18 protein-coding genes are annotated in these 13,538 nt (G+C 68.3%); 10 read left to right on the plus strand and 8 right to left on the minus strand.

Features of this window, described 5'->3' with window-relative positions:
• Window positions 1-29 precede the first annotated feature (29 nt).
• Window positions 30-953: a LysR family transcriptional regulator gene (locus M8859_RS25145; RefSeq protein ID WP_195071566.1), complete on the plus strand. Its 924-nt coding sequence runs from the start codon at window positions 30-32 to the stop codon at window positions 951-953.
• A 12-nt stretch (window positions 954-965) separates the two neighbouring features.
• On the opposite strand, the gene M8859_RS25150 is transcribed toward M8859_RS25145, so the two are convergent.
• A complete protein-coding gene (locus M8859_RS25150; protein WP_159924337.1) occupies window positions 966-1,757 on the minus strand; it encodes a helix-turn-helix domain-containing protein in 792 nt (263 codons plus the stop codon).
• 85 nt (window positions 1,758-1,842) lie between these two features.
• Here M8859_RS25150 and M8859_RS25155 point away from each other — a divergent pair, with 85 nt between their 5' ends.
• On the plus strand, window positions 1,843-2,286 hold the full coding sequence (locus M8859_RS25155; protein WP_159924336.1) for a hypothetical protein: 444 nt from the start codon (window positions 1,843-1,845) through the stop codon (window positions 2,284-2,286).
• Between the two features lie 104 nt (window positions 2,287-2,390).
• On the opposite strand, the gene M8859_RS25160 is transcribed toward M8859_RS25155, so the two are convergent.
• Window positions 2,391-3,113, minus strand: coding sequence for an HNH endonuclease family protein (locus M8859_RS25160; RefSeq protein WP_159924334.1), 723 nt, complete (start codon window positions 3,111-3,113; stop codon window positions 2,391-2,393).
• A gap of 668 nt (window positions 3,114-3,781) precedes the next feature.
• Between M8859_RS25160 and M8859_RS25165 the strand changes: the two genes are divergently transcribed.
• Together M8859_RS25165 and M8859_RS25170 are read left to right on the plus strand one after the other, a co-directional pair.
• Window positions 3,782-4,654, plus strand: coding sequence for a haloalkane dehalogenase (locus tag M8859_RS25165; protein WP_159924332.1), 873 nt, complete (start codon window positions 3,782-3,784; stop codon window positions 4,652-4,654).
• A 64-nt stretch (window positions 4,655-4,718) separates the two neighbouring features.
• Entirely contained in the window at window positions 4,719-5,579 is an 861-nt protein-coding gene (locus tag M8859_RS25170; RefSeq protein WP_195071565.1) for an RNA polymerase sigma factor, read from the plus strand.
• Window positions 5,580-5,597: 18 nt separating this feature from the next.
• Here M8859_RS25170 and M8859_RS25175 read toward each other — a convergent pair whose 3' ends face one another.
• Window positions 5,598-6,257 (minus strand): phosphate signaling complex PhoU family protein, encoded by a 660-nt coding sequence (locus M8859_RS25175; protein WP_236565449.1) that lies wholly within the window; start codon window positions 6,255-6,257, stop codon window positions 5,598-5,600.
• 510 nt (window positions 6,258-6,767) lie between these two features.
• On the opposite strand from M8859_RS25175, the gene M8859_RS25180 reads away from it, so the two are divergent.
• Both M8859_RS25180 and M8859_RS25185 read left to right on the plus strand, forming a co-directional pair.
• Window positions 6,768-7,163, plus strand: a complete 396-nt coding sequence (locus tag M8859_RS25180) for a nitroreductase/quinone reductase family protein (RefSeq protein WP_159924328.1) — start codon at window positions 6,768-6,770, stop codon at window positions 7,161-7,163.
• Between the two features lie 70 nt (window positions 7,164-7,233).
• Window positions 7,234-8,325, plus strand: a complete 1,092-nt coding sequence (locus M8859_RS25185; RefSeq protein ID WP_249644908.1) for a calcium:cation antiporter — start codon at window positions 7,234-7,236, stop codon at window positions 8,323-8,325.
• A 41-nt stretch (window positions 8,326-8,366) separates the two neighbouring features.
• Here M8859_RS25185 and M8859_RS25190 read toward each other — a convergent pair whose 3' ends face one another.
• Together M8859_RS25190 and M8859_RS25195 are read right to left on the minus strand one after the other, a co-directional pair.
• On the minus strand, window positions 8,367-8,747 hold the full coding sequence (locus tag M8859_RS25190) for a DUF5313 family protein (protein ID WP_195071563.1): 381 nt from the start codon (window positions 8,745-8,747) through the stop codon (window positions 8,367-8,369).
• A complete protein-coding gene (locus tag M8859_RS25195; RefSeq protein ID WP_195071562.1) occupies window positions 8,744-9,235 on the minus strand; it encodes a MarR family winged helix-turn-helix transcriptional regulator in 492 nt (163 codons plus the stop codon). Before M8859_RS25195 ends, M8859_RS25190 begins: the two co-directional genes overlap by 4 nt.
• A 119-nt stretch (window positions 9,236-9,354) precedes the next feature.
• Between M8859_RS25195 and M8859_RS25200 the strand changes: the two genes are divergently transcribed.
• A complete protein-coding gene (locus tag M8859_RS25200; protein ID WP_159924320.1) occupies window positions 9,355-10,356 on the plus strand; it encodes a DUF418 domain-containing protein in 1,002 nt (333 codons plus the stop codon).
• 156 nt (window positions 10,357-10,512) lie between these two features.
• Here M8859_RS25200 and M8859_RS25205 read toward each other — a convergent pair whose 3' ends face one another.
• The gene (locus M8859_RS25205) at window positions 10,513-10,962 is read right to left on the minus strand and encodes a hypothetical protein (RefSeq protein WP_195071561.1); all 450 of its coding nucleotides are present in this window, start codon (window positions 10,960-10,962) and stop codon (window positions 10,513-10,515) included.
• Window positions 10,963-11,588: 626 nt separating this feature from the next.
• Complete coding sequence (locus M8859_RS25210; RefSeq protein ID WP_159924316.1) at window positions 11,589-11,783, minus strand: hypothetical protein; 195 nt, start codon at window positions 11,781-11,783, stop codon at window positions 11,589-11,591.
• Window positions 11,784-11,896: 113 nt separating this feature from the next.
• Between M8859_RS25210 and M8859_RS25215 the strand changes: the two genes are divergently transcribed.
• The 3 genes from M8859_RS25215 to M8859_RS25225 are packed head-to-tail and all read left to right on the plus strand — an operon-like array spanning window position 11,897 to window position 12,697.
• A complete protein-coding gene (locus tag M8859_RS25215; protein ID WP_159924314.1) occupies window positions 11,897-12,334 on the plus strand; it encodes a hypothetical protein in 438 nt (145 codons plus the stop codon).
• Between the two features lie 22 nt (window positions 12,335-12,356).
• Window positions 12,357-12,512 (plus strand): DUF6131 family protein, encoded by a 156-nt coding sequence (locus M8859_RS25220; protein WP_085994835.1) that lies wholly within the window; start codon window positions 12,357-12,359, stop codon window positions 12,510-12,512.
• Between the two features lie 11 nt (window positions 12,513-12,523).
• Window positions 12,524-12,697: a CsbD family protein gene (locus M8859_RS25225; protein WP_159924312.1), complete on the plus strand. Its 174-nt coding sequence runs from the start codon at window positions 12,524-12,526 to the stop codon at window positions 12,695-12,697.
• A gap of 100 nt (window positions 12,698-12,797) precedes the next feature.
• Here M8859_RS25225 and M8859_RS25230 read toward each other — a convergent pair whose 3' ends face one another.
• Window positions 12,798-13,526 carry a VIT1/CCC1 transporter family protein gene (locus M8859_RS25230; protein WP_195071560.1) on the minus strand — a complete coding sequence of 243 codons (729 nt, stop codon included), beginning with the start codon at window positions 13,524-13,526 and terminating at the stop codon, window positions 12,798-12,800.
• Between the last annotated feature and the right edge of the window lie 12 nt (window positions 13,527-13,538).

The raw sequence follows: 13,538 nt of genomic DNA on the forward strand, positions 1-13,538 counted from the left end.
TCGCATCAGCGGAAGAATAGAATTTCGCTGTGAGCGATAGGGATTCCGATGGGAATGTCGATCTGAACCAACTGCGCACGTTCTTGGCCGTGCACCGGGCCGGATCGATCACCGCGGGAGCGCGGCTGGTCGGGCTGTCCCAGCCGACGGTAACCGGGCAATTGCAGGCGTTGGAGAAGCGGCTCGGCGCGCGACTGTTCGAGCGACTGCCGCGCGGCGTGTCGCCGACCGCGGCGGCGACCGAGTTGGCGGCGCGCGTCGCCGCGCCCCTGGACGCGCTGGACACCGTAGCGGGCCCGGACCACCGTGCCGAGCCCACGCCCCAGTCCGCCGTGCGGCTGGCCGGGCCCGCCGAGTTCCTCGCGGTCCACGCGCTCCCGGCGCTCGCGCCGCTGGTCGATCGGGGCGTGCGGCTGGCGGTCGCCGCCGGGCTGTCCGACGATCTGCTCGGCGGCCTGCGCGCGGGACACTTCGACCTGGTGGTGTCGACCGTCCGCCCTCGAGGCCGGACAGTGGTCGCCGAACCACTGTGCGACGAGGAATTCGTGCTCGTCGCCGCGCCGCCGATCGCCGCGCGAGTCGACGGCGAGCTGTCGCGGGCCAGGGTCTCGGCCGCACTGTCCGGTATCCCACTGGTCAGCTACGCCCCAGACCTGCCGATCCTGCGGCGGTACTGGCGGCACGTCTTCGGTGTCCGGCTCGTCGCCGAGGCCGCGGTCGTCGTCTCCGACCTACGCGCGGTGGCTTCGGCGGTCGCGGCGGGCGCGGGGATCAGCGTGCTGCCGCGCTATCTCTGCGCCGCCGAACTGGATTCCGGAGCGCTTGTCACGCTGCTGCAACCGGACGACCCGCCGATCAACACGGCGTTCCTGGTGCGTCGTCCCGGTCCCACCGCCCGCTCGCACGTCGAGCTGGTCTATCGCCGGCTGCTCGCGGCGGCGCGGGGCTGGTGAGCGCCATCCCGCTCAGCGCCGTGCCGCGCGGTCGCGCAGGATGCGCGCGGTCTGCTCGTCACCGGGCAGGAACGCCTCGAGCTGCAACTCCGCGAGCGTGACGTCGACGGCGGTCGCGAACGAAGTGAGTGTGGTGATCAAACGCAATTCGCCTTCAGCGCAGCGCAGGCGCAACGGCACCGCGAAACCGAGGTGGTCCGGACCGGGATCGGCCTGCGGAAGATAGGTTTCCAGCTCTTCGACGAGTTCGTCCAAGGCTGGATCGGGGCTGCGTGCCATCCGGTTGCGCAGCGCCTCGGTGATGTGTTTCCCCCATTCCGGCAGGTTCAGCACGCGGGCGGCCAAGCCGTCCGGGTGCAGCGCGAGCCGGAGCACGTTGACCGGCGGCTCCAGCAACCAGGGGGCGGCCCCCTCGGTCAGCACGTCGAAGGCGGCGTTGGCGGCGACCAGGATGCCGTAGGGCTGTACGACCAGCGCCGGGTAGGGCTGATGGCCGTCCAGGATGGCGCGCAACGCCTCCAGAACCGGCGCCAATTCCCGGGTGTCGAGTTCCGTTTCGGGAAAGATCGGCGCGAATCCCGCGGCCAGCAATAGTCCGTTGCGCTCACGCAGCGACAACTCCAGTGATTCGGCCAGTCGCACCACCATGGTGCGTCCCGGACGTGAGCGGCCCTGCTCCAGGAAGCTCAGATGCCGCTGCGTGGTGTCGGCGCGGATCGCGAGGTCGAGCTGGCTGACCCGGCGCAGCGTCCGCCAATGCTTGAGCTGCCGGGCGAACCCGGTGGACTCGGTCGCCGTCGTCATAGCAGCAGTATCGGGCGCTGCGCTGTCGCTCGCCATACCCTGCGGGGAATCGCACACGCTTCGGACGAGGACGAAACTCTGCCGCATGAGCAATGAACTCGATGAGCAGGAACTCGCGCGTTTCGCCGAACAGTACGTCGCGTTGTGGAACGAGCCCGACGCCGCGGCCAGGCGCGAGCGGATCCGGCGGCTGTGGTCCGAAGACGGGGCGCAAGTACTGGTGGACCCACCGGAGGCGATGCGTGAGGCGCTGGCCGCGCTGTCCTTCCCGATCCCGACCGTGGAGATCCGGGGTCACGAGGCGCTCGCCAAGCGCGTCGACCGCGCGTACGACGAGTTCGTCGCCCCCGGCGAGCACCTGTTCGCGTCGAAGGAGCCCGCGGTGCTGCTGTCGGTGAACCTGATCGGGCTCTCCTGGCACATGGTGACCCATGCCGACGGCGCCGTCGTCGGCGGTGGTTACGACGTCATCGCGCTCGACGACGACGGCCGGATCCGATGGGACCACCAGTACATCGGCGTCGCGTGACGAACGCCGTCACTTACCGTTCGGAGCCGTGACGTCGCAAATCCGTGCGGCCGGGCGCGTACGGCATGATCCGTTCGGAAGGTGGCGTTCGAGTTCCGTGCGGCTCAGGGGCAGGCGGTCAGAACTCGCACCATGGCGTCTTTCTCCGCCGGGGTGACCCAGAGCTGGTAGGCCGCCTTCACCTGGATTTGCCTCGTCAGATACGCGCAGTGGTAACCCTTGACCGGTGGCAGCCACTCGGCCGCGTCGGAGTCGCTCTTGGACTGGTTGGTGGGCCCGTCGACGGCTTGCAGGTTCAGCGGATCGTTGGCCAGGTCACGGCGGCGCTCGGCGGAAAGTTGTTGTGCGCCTTTCTGCCAGGCGTCCGAGAGCGCGACGACGTGATCGATCTGCACGTCGTCGGAAGACCTTGTGCCGCGCTTGAAGTTGATGGTCTTACCGGTATAGGGGTCGGCGAGCGTACCGGTGGAGACGATGCACTTGCCCGATTTGAAGGTCACGTCGGTGAGGTCGCGCTGGAGAATGTCGTTGCGGGTGTCGCAGCCGTTGTTGCCCCCGGGCACCGACACATTGTCCGACCAGGGCGGCCCGAATTCGTCGCGGCTGTAGCCGGTTCTGGGCGCGCGCTCGGCGACGCGCAGGGAGTTCAAGAGGGCGAGGGCGTCGCGACCGGGGATCGGGGCGGGCGCGTCGGCGCAGGCCCGGCCGCCGGGACCACATTCCACCGCCGTCGATTCGCTGGGCCGAATGGAAGAGCAGGAGAGCAGTCCGACGGAAGCCGCGACCGTTACGCCGATCAGAGCCAACCGCTGCGCTGTGGACTTCATCGCACTTCCTAACGCCGAACCCCAGTGAAACTGTAACCGGCGTCAACGTATCCAGTGCCGGGGTTCGCACAACCGAACGGCGCGTATGAGATTCGGCACAGCTGTGGGATAGCGGGCGGTAGGCCAGGGCTGGTGGGCAGAAGAGTGGGGCCGCCCCCGAATCGCCGTGCCGGCGCCGATTCGGGGGCGGTTTATCACGAGGAGGCCTGGGGAGCCGCGCGGTTGTGCGGATGGTTGTCCACTCCGAAAACCGCACTGGGACGACACCACGGGGCTGATGAGGGGGAGGTCCCGAGGTGTCGAGCCGCGCCTGCTCCGGACTCACTCGTGATGATCAGGGGTGATCGGGATCCGGTCCCGGTGACCAGGGGAGATCCCTCTCCGTGGACGTCGGCACGAGTCTCGATCACGCTTGGTTCTACGTATCAGAACAGTAGATATGTGCGGTGTAGATTGGCAAGTTCGTTCCCAGGGTCCGGAAAATTTCTCAGCCGATCTTCAGTTTCGGCCATGCAACTACTGCATGAGTACGGATGTTTCCGTGGGATGACGGCGCGGTCGGGACCGAAAGATGTGACCATGCTCACGGGGGGACCGGTCACAGGCAGCGGAGATCGCGTGTCGAAACGGATACAGGCGAGCAATCCGCCACCCGAAAGGACCGCATCATGCCCACCGTCGACGTACTCGACTCGTTCCTCAGCTACCGCGACACCGGCGTGGGGGAGACCCCCGTGGTGTTCCTGCACGGCAATCCGACCTCGTCCTATCTATGGCGCAATGTGATTCCGCATGTCGCGGACCGGACCAGAGCACTGGCGCCGGACCTGATCGGGATGGGGGAGTCGGGTAAGCCGGACAGCGGCTACCGATTTACCGATCACGCCGCCTACCTGGACGGCTGGTTCGACGCGCTCGGCTTGGACCAGGTGGTGCTGGTCGGGCACGACTGGGGCGGCGCGCTCGGCATGGATTGGGCCGCTCGGCATCCGGATCGCGTGCGCGGCATCGCGCTGATCGAGACGTTCCTGCGGCCGATGCGCTGGGAGGAGTTGCCTTCGCTCGGCGCCGAACTGTTCCGGAAGTTCCGCTCCGCCGAAGGAGAGCGAATGATATTGGAGGAGAACACTTTCATCGAGTTCAACCTGCCGAAGGGCGTCGCCGACCTGGCGGCCGAGGACCACGACGTGTACCGGGCGCCGTATCCGACTCCGGCATCGCGCAAGCCGCTGCTGGTATGGCCGCGGGAGTTCCCCCTGGACGGAGAACCCGCCGACGTGGTGGCACTGGTCCGGAACTACGGCGTGTGGGCCGCCGCGACACCGGACGTGCCCAAACTGTTGATGGCGCTGGAGAACGGCGTAGGGCTGGGATCGGCGGAAGTGATCGACTGGGCCGCGAACGCCTTCGCGAGCGCCGAGGTCGCGCCGATCGGCCCGGCGGGCCACCACGCGCCGGAGGACCGGCCGGAGGAGATCGGCCGGGCGGTCGCGCGGTGGCTCGACCGGCACGCCCTGATCGCAGCGGCTGCCCGGTCGTGACCGCGCCCGCGGTGTGACCCGGCGGCGCTTGCGCCGACCGTGACGCGGGCCGAATGATGGCCGGATGAGCACTGAGCACGACCGGGTCGCGGCGGAGGAGAAGGCCATGGTCGCCCGCGCGGTCGCGGGCGACCGGGACGCCGTCACCCAGGTGGTGCGCCTGCTACAGGACCCGCTCTACCGGCTGGCCCTGCGCATGGTCTGGCGGCCCGCGGAGGCCGAGGACGCGACGCAGGACATCATGGTGCGCGTCCTCGACCATCTGCACACCTGGCGCGCCGAGGCTCGGCTGCTCACCTGGGCCTACCGCATCGGCGTCAACTATCTGCTGAATCTGCGGCGGCAGACCCCGCAGGAGGCCGCGCAACTGAGCCTGGACGCCTACCGGGACGGGCTGGCGGACGGATTGTCCGAGGCGGACTATCGCGGACCGGAAGCGGTGCTTCTGACCGCCGAGGTGCGGCTCACCTGTAGTCAGGGCATGCTGCAATGCCTGGCCCGCGACGAACGGATCGCCTTCGTGCTCGGCGACGTGTTCGAACTGAGCTCGACCGAAGCCGCCTGGATCCTCGGCATCACCTCCGCCGCCTATCGAAAGCGATTGCAGCGAGCGAAGAAACGACTCGGGAACTTCCTGAACGCGACCTGCGGCCTGGTCGACCCGGCGGCGTTCTGCCGCTGTTCGCGCCGAGTGGACCGAGCACTCGCTCTCGGGCGCGTCGACCGGCGTACACCGGTGTACGCGCGCCATCCGGTCAGCGTGGGCGGCCGCACCGCGGCCGAGGCAGAACAGCAGATGATCCGGTTGCACGACGCCGCTTCGGTGCTGCGTGCCCATCCGGATTACGCCGCACCGCAGGCGAAGATGGACGCGATCGCGGGGCTGCTCGGTTCCGGACGCTTCCCCTTGCTCGACGGGGCCTGACCCGCGCTCGGCTGCGGCTCATTCCTCGTCGGCGGGCTGGGCGGTCGGGGGAATTCCGGTGTCGAGGAAGCGGATGAGCCGATCGATGCGTGCCGTGTGGTCGACACAGCGCTCCAAGTGGTGCCCCAGCAACGCGATATCCATCGCCACTTCGGTGGACGGCTGGGACGCTTGGTCGCGCAGCGCGGAATCGAGTTGCTCGTGCAGGGTTTCCATCGGGCGTCCGGGGGGCGTCTGCTCGGACAGCGCTTGGTGACCCGCGACCGCCTGCCCCGCCAACGCCGTGCGCTCGGCCGCCAGCTTGCCCATCGCGGCCAGGATGTCCAGGATGGGTTGCCGCGCCACGTGTCCGGGATGACTCTGGTACACCTTGTCGGCGACCCGGCTGACGAGCCAGCCGATGCGGGACAGTTCACCGGCGATCTGGATCGCGGTCACCACGTGCCGTAGGTCGCGCGCCACCGGCGCCTGTAACGCCAGCAGCACCACGGTGCGCGCCTCGCACGCGCCGTACATCTTCTGCAACTGCTCGTCGAGTGCGAAGACCTCGTAGGTCGCGGTGAGGTCGGCGTCGACGAGCGCGTCGGTAACACGCTCGACGGCGTCGTGGGCGAGCGTGCACATCAGCGTCAGATCATTCGTCAACGCGATGAGCTCGGCAGTGAACTGGGTGCGCACCGCCAAATTCTCACCTATCGACGGGCACGGGGTCGATTCCTTGCCGGATGTTCTTCCATAACGACATCGACTCGGCGCCCCCGGCGATCGACTACGCCGCGCGGAGGATCGAGTCTTTGCGGCCGCTGCGCGTAAAACGCAGTTCCGCCCGTGGTTTCGCGCCCTCACACCGGTCGGGCCGACGCGCGAATGCGACGTCTCCGCTCGGGCCCGGCTCTCGGAATCGTGCTGGTCGCCGCATAGTCAGGCGGAGCCTCGAGAGATATTGCCGCGCTGCATATCAGTGTCGAAGATCACAGAGATGTTGGTGTGCATGGCAACTCGCCTATCTGCTCGAGCAGGTCTCCCGAGCCCGGCGCGGTCGCTCGGACGGCCGATACCGCGTGATACCGCGGGCGTCGCGTTCGGTGTTCGGCGCCTGTACATGCGCGTGCCGGTGCCCTGCTCGACGCCCGAATCGCCCAGGCCGCGAAGCCCACCCACCAGTGCCGCCGGTGTTACCGTCGCGGCATGCCGAACTTGCGCGATATGCAGCATCGGGTGGTGACGGCGTTGCAGCGCCGGGTCGGCAACCCGATCCTCCGCACACTGCCCGGACAGACCCTGTTGGAAACCACCGGCCGGATCAGCGGGCAGCCGCGGATCACCCCGATCGGCGGACGAAAGGTCGGGCGGGAATTCTGGCTGGTCTCGGAGTTCGGCGAGCGGTCGCAGTACGTCCGGAACATCAAGGCCGACAATCGGGTCCGGCTGCGGCTGCACGGCCGCTGGCACACGGGCACCGCGCACCTGTTGCCGGACGACGATCCGCGTGCCCGCCTGGTCGCGTTGCCGCGCGCCAACAGCGCGGCCGTCCGGTTGGTCGGCACCGATCTGCTCAGCTTGCGCATCGATCTGGACGATTGAGCCCGCGGCCGGGTGGCGGAGATTGATCACCCGACCAGGATGCGGATAATTTGCTGGGACGATGGTGGGCATGATCCGTGTGTTGCTTGCCCGCTGGACCGTACTCGTACCACTCCTCGCAGTCCTCGCCCTCGCGGCGACGTGGGGCCGAAGTCTGCCCGGTGCGACGGTGACGATCGTGGTGCTGGCGTTGATCGGGGCGGTGCTCGCCGCGGTGCACCACGCGGAGGTGGTCGCGCTCCGGGTCGGTGAACCGTTCGGCTCCCTGGTACTCGCGGTCGCGGTGACAGTGATCGAGGTCGCGCTCATCCTCACACTGATGAGCCAGGGCGGCGACAAGACCGCCACTCTGGCTCGCGACACGGTCTTCGCCGCGGTGATGATCACCTGCAACGGCATCTTCGGTCTTTGCCTGCTCGTGGGAGCCCTGCGGCGGCGAGTGGCCGTGTTCAACGCCGAAGGCACCGGAGCGGCGCTGGCCACCGTGGCGACGCTGGCCACGCTCAGCCTGGTGCTGCCGACCTTCACCACGAGCAAGCCCGGTCCGGAGTTCTCGCCCGCGCAGCTGGCCTTCGCCGCGGTGGCCTCGCTCGCGCTGTACGGGTTGTTCGTGATGGTGCAGACCGTGCGTCATCCGGACGACTTCCTGCCGGTCGAGGCGGACGGCGTGGTCACCGAGAGTGACGAGCACGCCGAGTCCCCCAGCGTGCGCGCAGCGGTGGCCGCTCTCGCTCTGCTGCTGATCGCCTTGATCTGCGTGGTGGGTCTGGCGAAGGTGGTCTCGCCCGCCGTCGAGACGGCCGTCGAGTCGGCGGGTCTACCGCAATCGGCGGTCGGGGTGGTGATCGCGCTGCTGGTGCTGCTGCCAGAGACGCTGGCCGCGGTACGGGCAGCGCGCCGCGATCAGGTGCAGATCGGTCTCAATCTGGCGCTGGGTTCGGCCATGGCCAGCATCGGCCTGACCATCCCGGCGATCGCCGTGGCGAGCATCTGGCTGGAGGGCCCTCTGGTACTGGGTCTCGGCTCGACCCAGATGGTTCTGCTGGCCCTCACCGTCGTGGTGGGCGGGCTGACGGTGGTTCCGGGGCGGGCGACACTGCTGCAAGGCGGCGTCCATCTGGCGGTGTTCGCGGCGTTCGTGGGTCTCGCCGCCAGCCCCTAGGTGGAAACCACCATCACCGGACCCGCTGCGGAGCGCGACAGTCAGCGCGGGTGCTGGGCCGCGTACCTCGCGCGCTCCCGGGCTCGGCGCTGGGCTCGCCGCGCATTCTCCAGATCGGCGGGCAACCCGTGCTTCGCGAGCCGGTGCGCGCGGTTCATCGGCATGAAAGCGACGGTGTAGAACAGGGCCAGCAGCAGCGCGAGCAGGACCATGGCGCCGCGCAGCCACAGTTCGCCGGGGAACAGCAGTAATGCCGCGAACAGCGGTGTGAAGGGCACCATCCCGCGCAGAACGTGCCTGGCGGCGGCGAATCTGCCGGTCAAGTCGTCGCGTACCCATTCGCGCATCGAATCGGGCAGACGTCGTCCGAGGGCATAGCCGATCCACTGGATCGGACCGGGCCGTCGCCGCTCTCGGGTCATGCCTGGGCTCCTCGGTGAGGGGACAGGGCGTCGGGCTCGGTGAGCACCGACCGGCGGGCCGCCTCGTTCACCCGGGTGAGGGCTTCGCGCAACTCCTCGAGGTCGGCCAGGGTGACGCCGAGGCGGCGCACGACGGCGGGCGGGATGCGCTCGGCTCGCGCGCGCAGTTCGGCCCCGGCCGGGGTCAGATTCACCACCAGGTTGCGCTCGTCGCGGTTGTCTCGTTCGCGGCTGATCAGCCCGGCGGCTTCGAGGCGTTTGAGCAGCGGCGACAGGGTGGGTGAGTCCAGCTGGACGGCCTCGGCGATCGCTTTGACCGACATCGGCGCCTCGCCCCACAGCGCGAGCATCACCAGATATTGCGGGTGGGTGAGGCCGAGCGGCTCCAGCAGCGGCCGGTAGACGGCCAGCACCGCCCGGTTCGCCACCGCCAGCGCGAAGCAAACCTGCCGATCCAAACGCAGGGGATCGTCGATCTCGCTCTTCATCGAGCCTCCTTGGTCCGCATTCAAGTTATCGCATGAACAGTTAGTGCGTTAATCAATGTGTGCGACATCTCGGCCGCGAGAACCCGGTTCCGGGGCGGCTGCTCGATACCGTGAAGTTCATGCACAACGACGCGGATCCGCTACGCATCGAGGAATTGGACGCGGTCCGTGGTTTCGCCCTGTGCGGAATCCTGGTGGTGAACATCTGGCGGATCACCGGGATGGCGGCGACGGATGGGTCGGGGGTGATGCATCCGATCCGGCATGTGCTGTCGGTGGTGTTCGAGGGGCGGTTCTTCCCGATGTTGGCGTTCTTGTTCGGGATCGGCTTCGCCTTGCTCTTGGACAAGGCGGCGGAGTGCGGCGAGCGCCCGCGATTGGTCCTGATCCGCCGCCTGCTCGCGCTCGGGGTCATCGGCCTGGTCCATCAGTATTTCCAGCCGGGGGAGGCGCTGCTGCCGTACGCGCTGGCCGGGCTGGTGGTCCTGTTGCCCGCGTCGGCGCTGCCGAACTGGGTGGTGCTGGTGGCGGGCCTGGCCGGCACCTTCGGCGTAGCGCTGGCACTGGGCGGTGGGCTGGCCCTGGCGCCCGGGTTGTTCCTGCTCGGCCTCGCCACCGCTCGCGCCGGGATTGTGGACACTCTGGACGAGCGGGGGCTGCAGATCGCTGTGGTCTTCGCCCTCGCCTTGCCCGCCGCGATACTGGCGGGCAGGTGGGAGTACCGCACGCCGTATCTCGAATTGTGGTCTACCCCGGCCATCGCGGTGGCGGGCCTATTGGGCGCGCTGGCCTATTCCACCGGGCTGCTGCTGTTGCTGCGCATCGAGCCGGGTCAGGTGCTGGCGGAGGTGTTGCGGCCGCTGGGGCGCATGGCTTTGAGCAATTACGTCGGCGCAACCGCTGTGATCCTGCTCGCCGCACCGCGTCTGGGGTTGTCCGGCTCCGACGACTACGCGACGGTTCTGGGGTCGGCGGTCGCGATCATCGTGGTGCAGGCGGCGCTGAGTGCCCTCTGGCTGCGGCTGTTCGAGTACGGCCCACTGGAATGGGTGTGGCGCTGCGTCACCTGGTGGACGGTGGTGCCGATCCGGCGGGTGCGAATGCCGAGCCGTCCGTACTGATCTCGAGGTCACGGGACCACCTGTGTCGTGGCGAACGCGGCACGCGTCACGAGACAGTGGCTAGCAGTCGTCTCGCTCCCGTGCCGCGGCCTGCGGTTCGGCGAGCAGGTGGCCGAACTCGTGTCAGAGTGTGCGCCCGGCCGCGATCGCCATCGCTCACTGGCTCTGTTCGTTCTCGATGCGCCGCAGGACATCCAGCATCGCCAGTACCGAATCCGCGCGGACCGTGCCCTGTCGTAAACCATCACGCAGCACCAGCTCGAGCACCTCTTGCTCGACATTTCCCCTGAGCGCGTTGATCAATGCCAGCTCGCTGCCCCGCGCCGCCGCCAGCTGCGGATCGGTGAACGGATCCAGGCTGTCGAGCCCGAAGTAGCCGCGGAACACCTCCAGCGTCTCGTAGGACGGGTTCACCGCCTGCCCGGTACGCAGCTTCCAGAGGTAGTTGGCGGACAGGCGCGCTCCGGTGGCGCGGTGGATGTCCGCGGCCAGCGCTCGGTGGGTGATCTGCTGCGCGCGTCCGTCTTTGCCCACGGGCGGGTGCATTCCGTTGATGAGCTTGTTGAGAGCCCGCGTGAACGGGTGCGTAGCGTGAACCTCCCCCATGATCAGCATGTCTCCTGTAGTTGACAGGCTATGTGGCGTAGATCATACTCGTCGTGCTCCGCCCGCGGTTGCCGATGCGGTCGCCCCGAAGGCTCGGGGGACCATGAAAGCCTGGCGCTTGGAGCGGCAGCAGGTGGGGCGATCATCGTCGCTCGCCCCATTTCATCGGTGTACACGACAGGGCGAGTGGTTCTCGATGCCGGGAATCGAAGCGCCGGAAGGTCGCTCACGCAGCGATTCTGCTCGACCCCGATCCCAGCGTGCGGCCGAGAACCATCGGCGGGCGGGCCGGGGCCGACATGCGCGGCCGTTCAGCGGCCGAGCGCCGTATCGGTGCTCCGTGCGTGCGCACTGGTGTCGGCGATGACTGCCGACCTGGTGGCCAGGGTGGCGCGAGCGCGTGCCGCGACGGTGTCGGCGTCGAATCCGACCAGCTCGGAAGCCGTTCCATGACCGGAGGCCGAGACCGAGCCACTTCTCCCCGGAACCTCTACGGGTAGCGGCACCGCCAGCCGTTCGACGAGTGAGGTCGCTGGATGCCGGGCGGACTGCCCGCCACGGGACGGAGGCGGTCCCGCCGGTGCCCGCGCAGATCGGTCAGGTAGCCGGGCGGCGGAACGATCCGATCAGGAGGCGGAGGCTCCGGTCCGGCGGATCGCGTCGAGGACTTCGCCGTAGGTGAGGTCGGTCGAGTTCACGAGCGCGCGCTCCGACGGGACGTCGATGTCGACGGAATCGATGCCGTTGACGCCGCGCAGCGCGGATTCGATCGCCGACGCGGACTCACGCGTAACGTTGTGCAGAGTAACTGTGTAGGTCATGCATTTCGCATTGACCGATTCGGCCCGCTCAAACTTTCCTTTTCGTCGCGTTTGACCGCCCGTACGCCGGGAATAGCGGAGTTGTCAAACGACTCGACGCAACAAGGATTGCCATGATCATCATCATCGGGCTCGTCGCCTTGATCGCGGCCGTGATTATCGGAGTTGCCGCCGTGGTGGGCAACACCGGCCCCGCTCAGCAACTGACGAGCGATTTCGCGGTATTCGACTACCACTTCCACGGTTCCACCGGAGCGCTGTTCGGTTACGGCGTCGTGCTAGGCGCGGTCGGCATGCTCGGACTGGCACTGGTCCTCTCCGGCGCCTGGCGGGTGAGCCGCCGCAGCGCGGCCGCGCGTCGGGAACTCAAGCAGTCACGTCGCGAGATGGCGGCGGTGCGGCGTGATCTGGCGGCGGGCACCCCTGCTCCGGCCGACCGGACTGCCAACGAGCCGGCCTGGCGCCAGTGGCTGCGCACACCCCGTTCGGGCGCTGCCCGAACCGATCGCGGCGCGACGGTGTCGACTTCGAAACCTGTGACCGCGAAATAGTCAAGAGAAAAGGAACACGACAATGATTATCCTCGGCCTCATCCTCCTGGTCCTGGGCTGGCTGCTCGGTATTTCACTGCTCACCACGGCGGGCATCATCGTCCTGATCATCGGGCTCGTCCTGCTGGTGGCCGGCTCGGTCGGCCGTCCGGTGGGTGGCCGCCGCTGGTACTACTAGAGGAATTCGTCATGAAGTTCGAAGATCGCCTCGCGCATCAGGTACAAGCGACTCGGGGCAACGTGAAGAAATTCCTCGGCAGAGCGACGGGAAATTCCCGGTTGGAGGCCGAGGGGCGGGGTGAGCAGACTCGCGGCAACGTCAAGCGCGCCGCGGACAAACTGCGCAACGCGTTCAAGCGCTGACCGCCCGACCGATCGACCCGGTGCCGGGCGGAGGCCGATGGCCTCCGCCCGGCACCGGCGTGCTCCGGGGACGGATGCGTCCGGAATTACGGCTTCCGGCTCAGATTCCGGCGACGTCGGCGGCCTGCCCTATTCCGTAAGTGACGGCCATGGCCAGCGCACCGCCGAGCACGACCCGGACCACGGCCCGGCCACGCGGGCTTCCACCCAGCCGGGCGCTGACCGACCCGGTGAGCGCGAGCGCCGCGAGCACGGCCGCGAAGGTCACCGGAATGCGCGCGGTGACCGGCGGCAGCAGGATGGCCAGCAATGGCAGCAGCGCCCCGAGGGTGAAGGCCACCGCCGAGGAGAACGCCGCCTGCCAGGGGTTGGTCAGCTCGGCGGGGTTCAGGCCGAGTTCGGCCTCCGCGTGTGCGGTGAAGGCGTCGTGCGCGGTGAGTTCTTCGGCTACCTTGCGCGCCGTTTCGGGCGTCAGCCCCTTGGCCTGATAGATCCCCTCGAGTTCGGCCAGCTCGTAGTCCGGCTCTTCGCTGAGCTCCCTGCGTTCTTTCGCCAGTAGTGCCCGTTCGGAGTCACGCTGGGTGCTGACCGACACGTATTCGCCCACCGCCATCGAGATCGCGCCCGCCGAGAGACCCGCGATGCCCGCGGTGAACAACGCCGCCGTCTCCGTCGTCGCCGCGGCGACGCCAACGACCAATCCCGCCGTCGACACGATGCCGTCGTTCGCGCCGAGCACACCCGCTCGCAGCCAGTTGAGCTTGGCGGCGAAGCCGTTGCTGTGCGGTTCGTGCGGATGGGCGCCGGAGGCGCTGGTCGTGCGATCCATGCAACGCACACT

This window comes from Nocardia sputi (assembly GCF_023501985.1).

Bases quoted from the DNA above. Each gene is read 5' to 3' on its own strand.
- M8859_RS25190 (WP_195071563.1), bottom strand. From the start codon at position 8,747: ATGACCCGAGAGCGGCGACGGCCCGGTCCGATCCAGTGGATCGGCTAT.
- M8859_RS25150 (WP_159924337.1), bottom strand. From the start codon at position 1,757: ATGACGACGGCGACCGAGTCCACCGGGTTCGCCCGGCAGCTCAAGCAT.
- M8859_RS25220 (WP_085994835.1), top strand. From the start codon at position 12,357: ATGATTATCCTCGGCCTCATCCTCCTGGTCCTGGGCTGGCTGCTCGGT.
- M8859_RS25200 (WP_159924320.1), top strand. From the start codon at position 9,355: ATGCACAACGACGCGGATCCGCTACGCATCGAGGAATTGGACGCGGTC.
- M8859_RS25155 (WP_159924336.1), top strand. From the start codon at position 1,843: ATGAGCAATGAACTCGATGAGCAGGAACTCGCGCGTTTCGCCGAACAG.
- M8859_RS25230 (WP_195071560.1), bottom strand. From the start codon at position 13,526: ATGGATCGCACGACCAGCGCCTCCGGCGCCCATCCGCACGAACCGCAC.
- M8859_RS25170 (WP_195071565.1), top strand. From the start codon at position 4,719: ATGAGCACTGAGCACGACCGGGTCGCGGCGGAGGAGAAGGCCATGGTC.
- M8859_RS25185 (WP_249644908.1), top strand. From the start codon at position 7,234: ATGATCCGTGTGTTGCTTGCCCGCTGGACCGTACTCGTACCACTCCTC.
- M8859_RS25205 (WP_195071561.1), bottom strand. From the start codon at position 10,962: ATGGGGGAGGTTCACGCTACGCACCCGTTCACGCGGGCTCTCAACAAG.
- M8859_RS25225 (WP_159924312.1), top strand. From the start codon at position 12,524: ATGAAGTTCGAAGATCGCCTCGCGCATCAGGTACAAGCGACTCGGGGC.
- M8859_RS25160 (WP_159924334.1), bottom strand. From the start codon at position 3,113: ATGAAGTCCACAGCGCAGCGGTTGGCTCTGATCGGCGTAACGGTCGCG.
- M8859_RS25210 (WP_159924316.1), bottom strand. From the start codon at position 11,783: ATGACCTACACAGTTACTCTGCACAACGTTACGCGTGAGTCCGCGTCG.
- M8859_RS25215 (WP_159924314.1), top strand. From the start codon at position 11,897: ATGATCATCATCATCGGGCTCGTCGCCTTGATCGCGGCCGTGATTATC.
- M8859_RS25180 (WP_159924328.1), top strand. From the start codon at position 6,768: ATGCCGAACTTGCGCGATATGCAGCATCGGGTGGTGACGGCGTTGCAG.
- M8859_RS25165 (WP_159924332.1), top strand. From the start codon at position 3,782: ATGCCCACCGTCGACGTACTCGACTCGTTCCTCAGCTACCGCGACACC.
- M8859_RS25195 (WP_195071562.1), bottom strand. From the start codon at position 9,235: ATGAAGAGCGAGATCGACGATCCCCTGCGTTTGGATCGGCAGGTTTGC.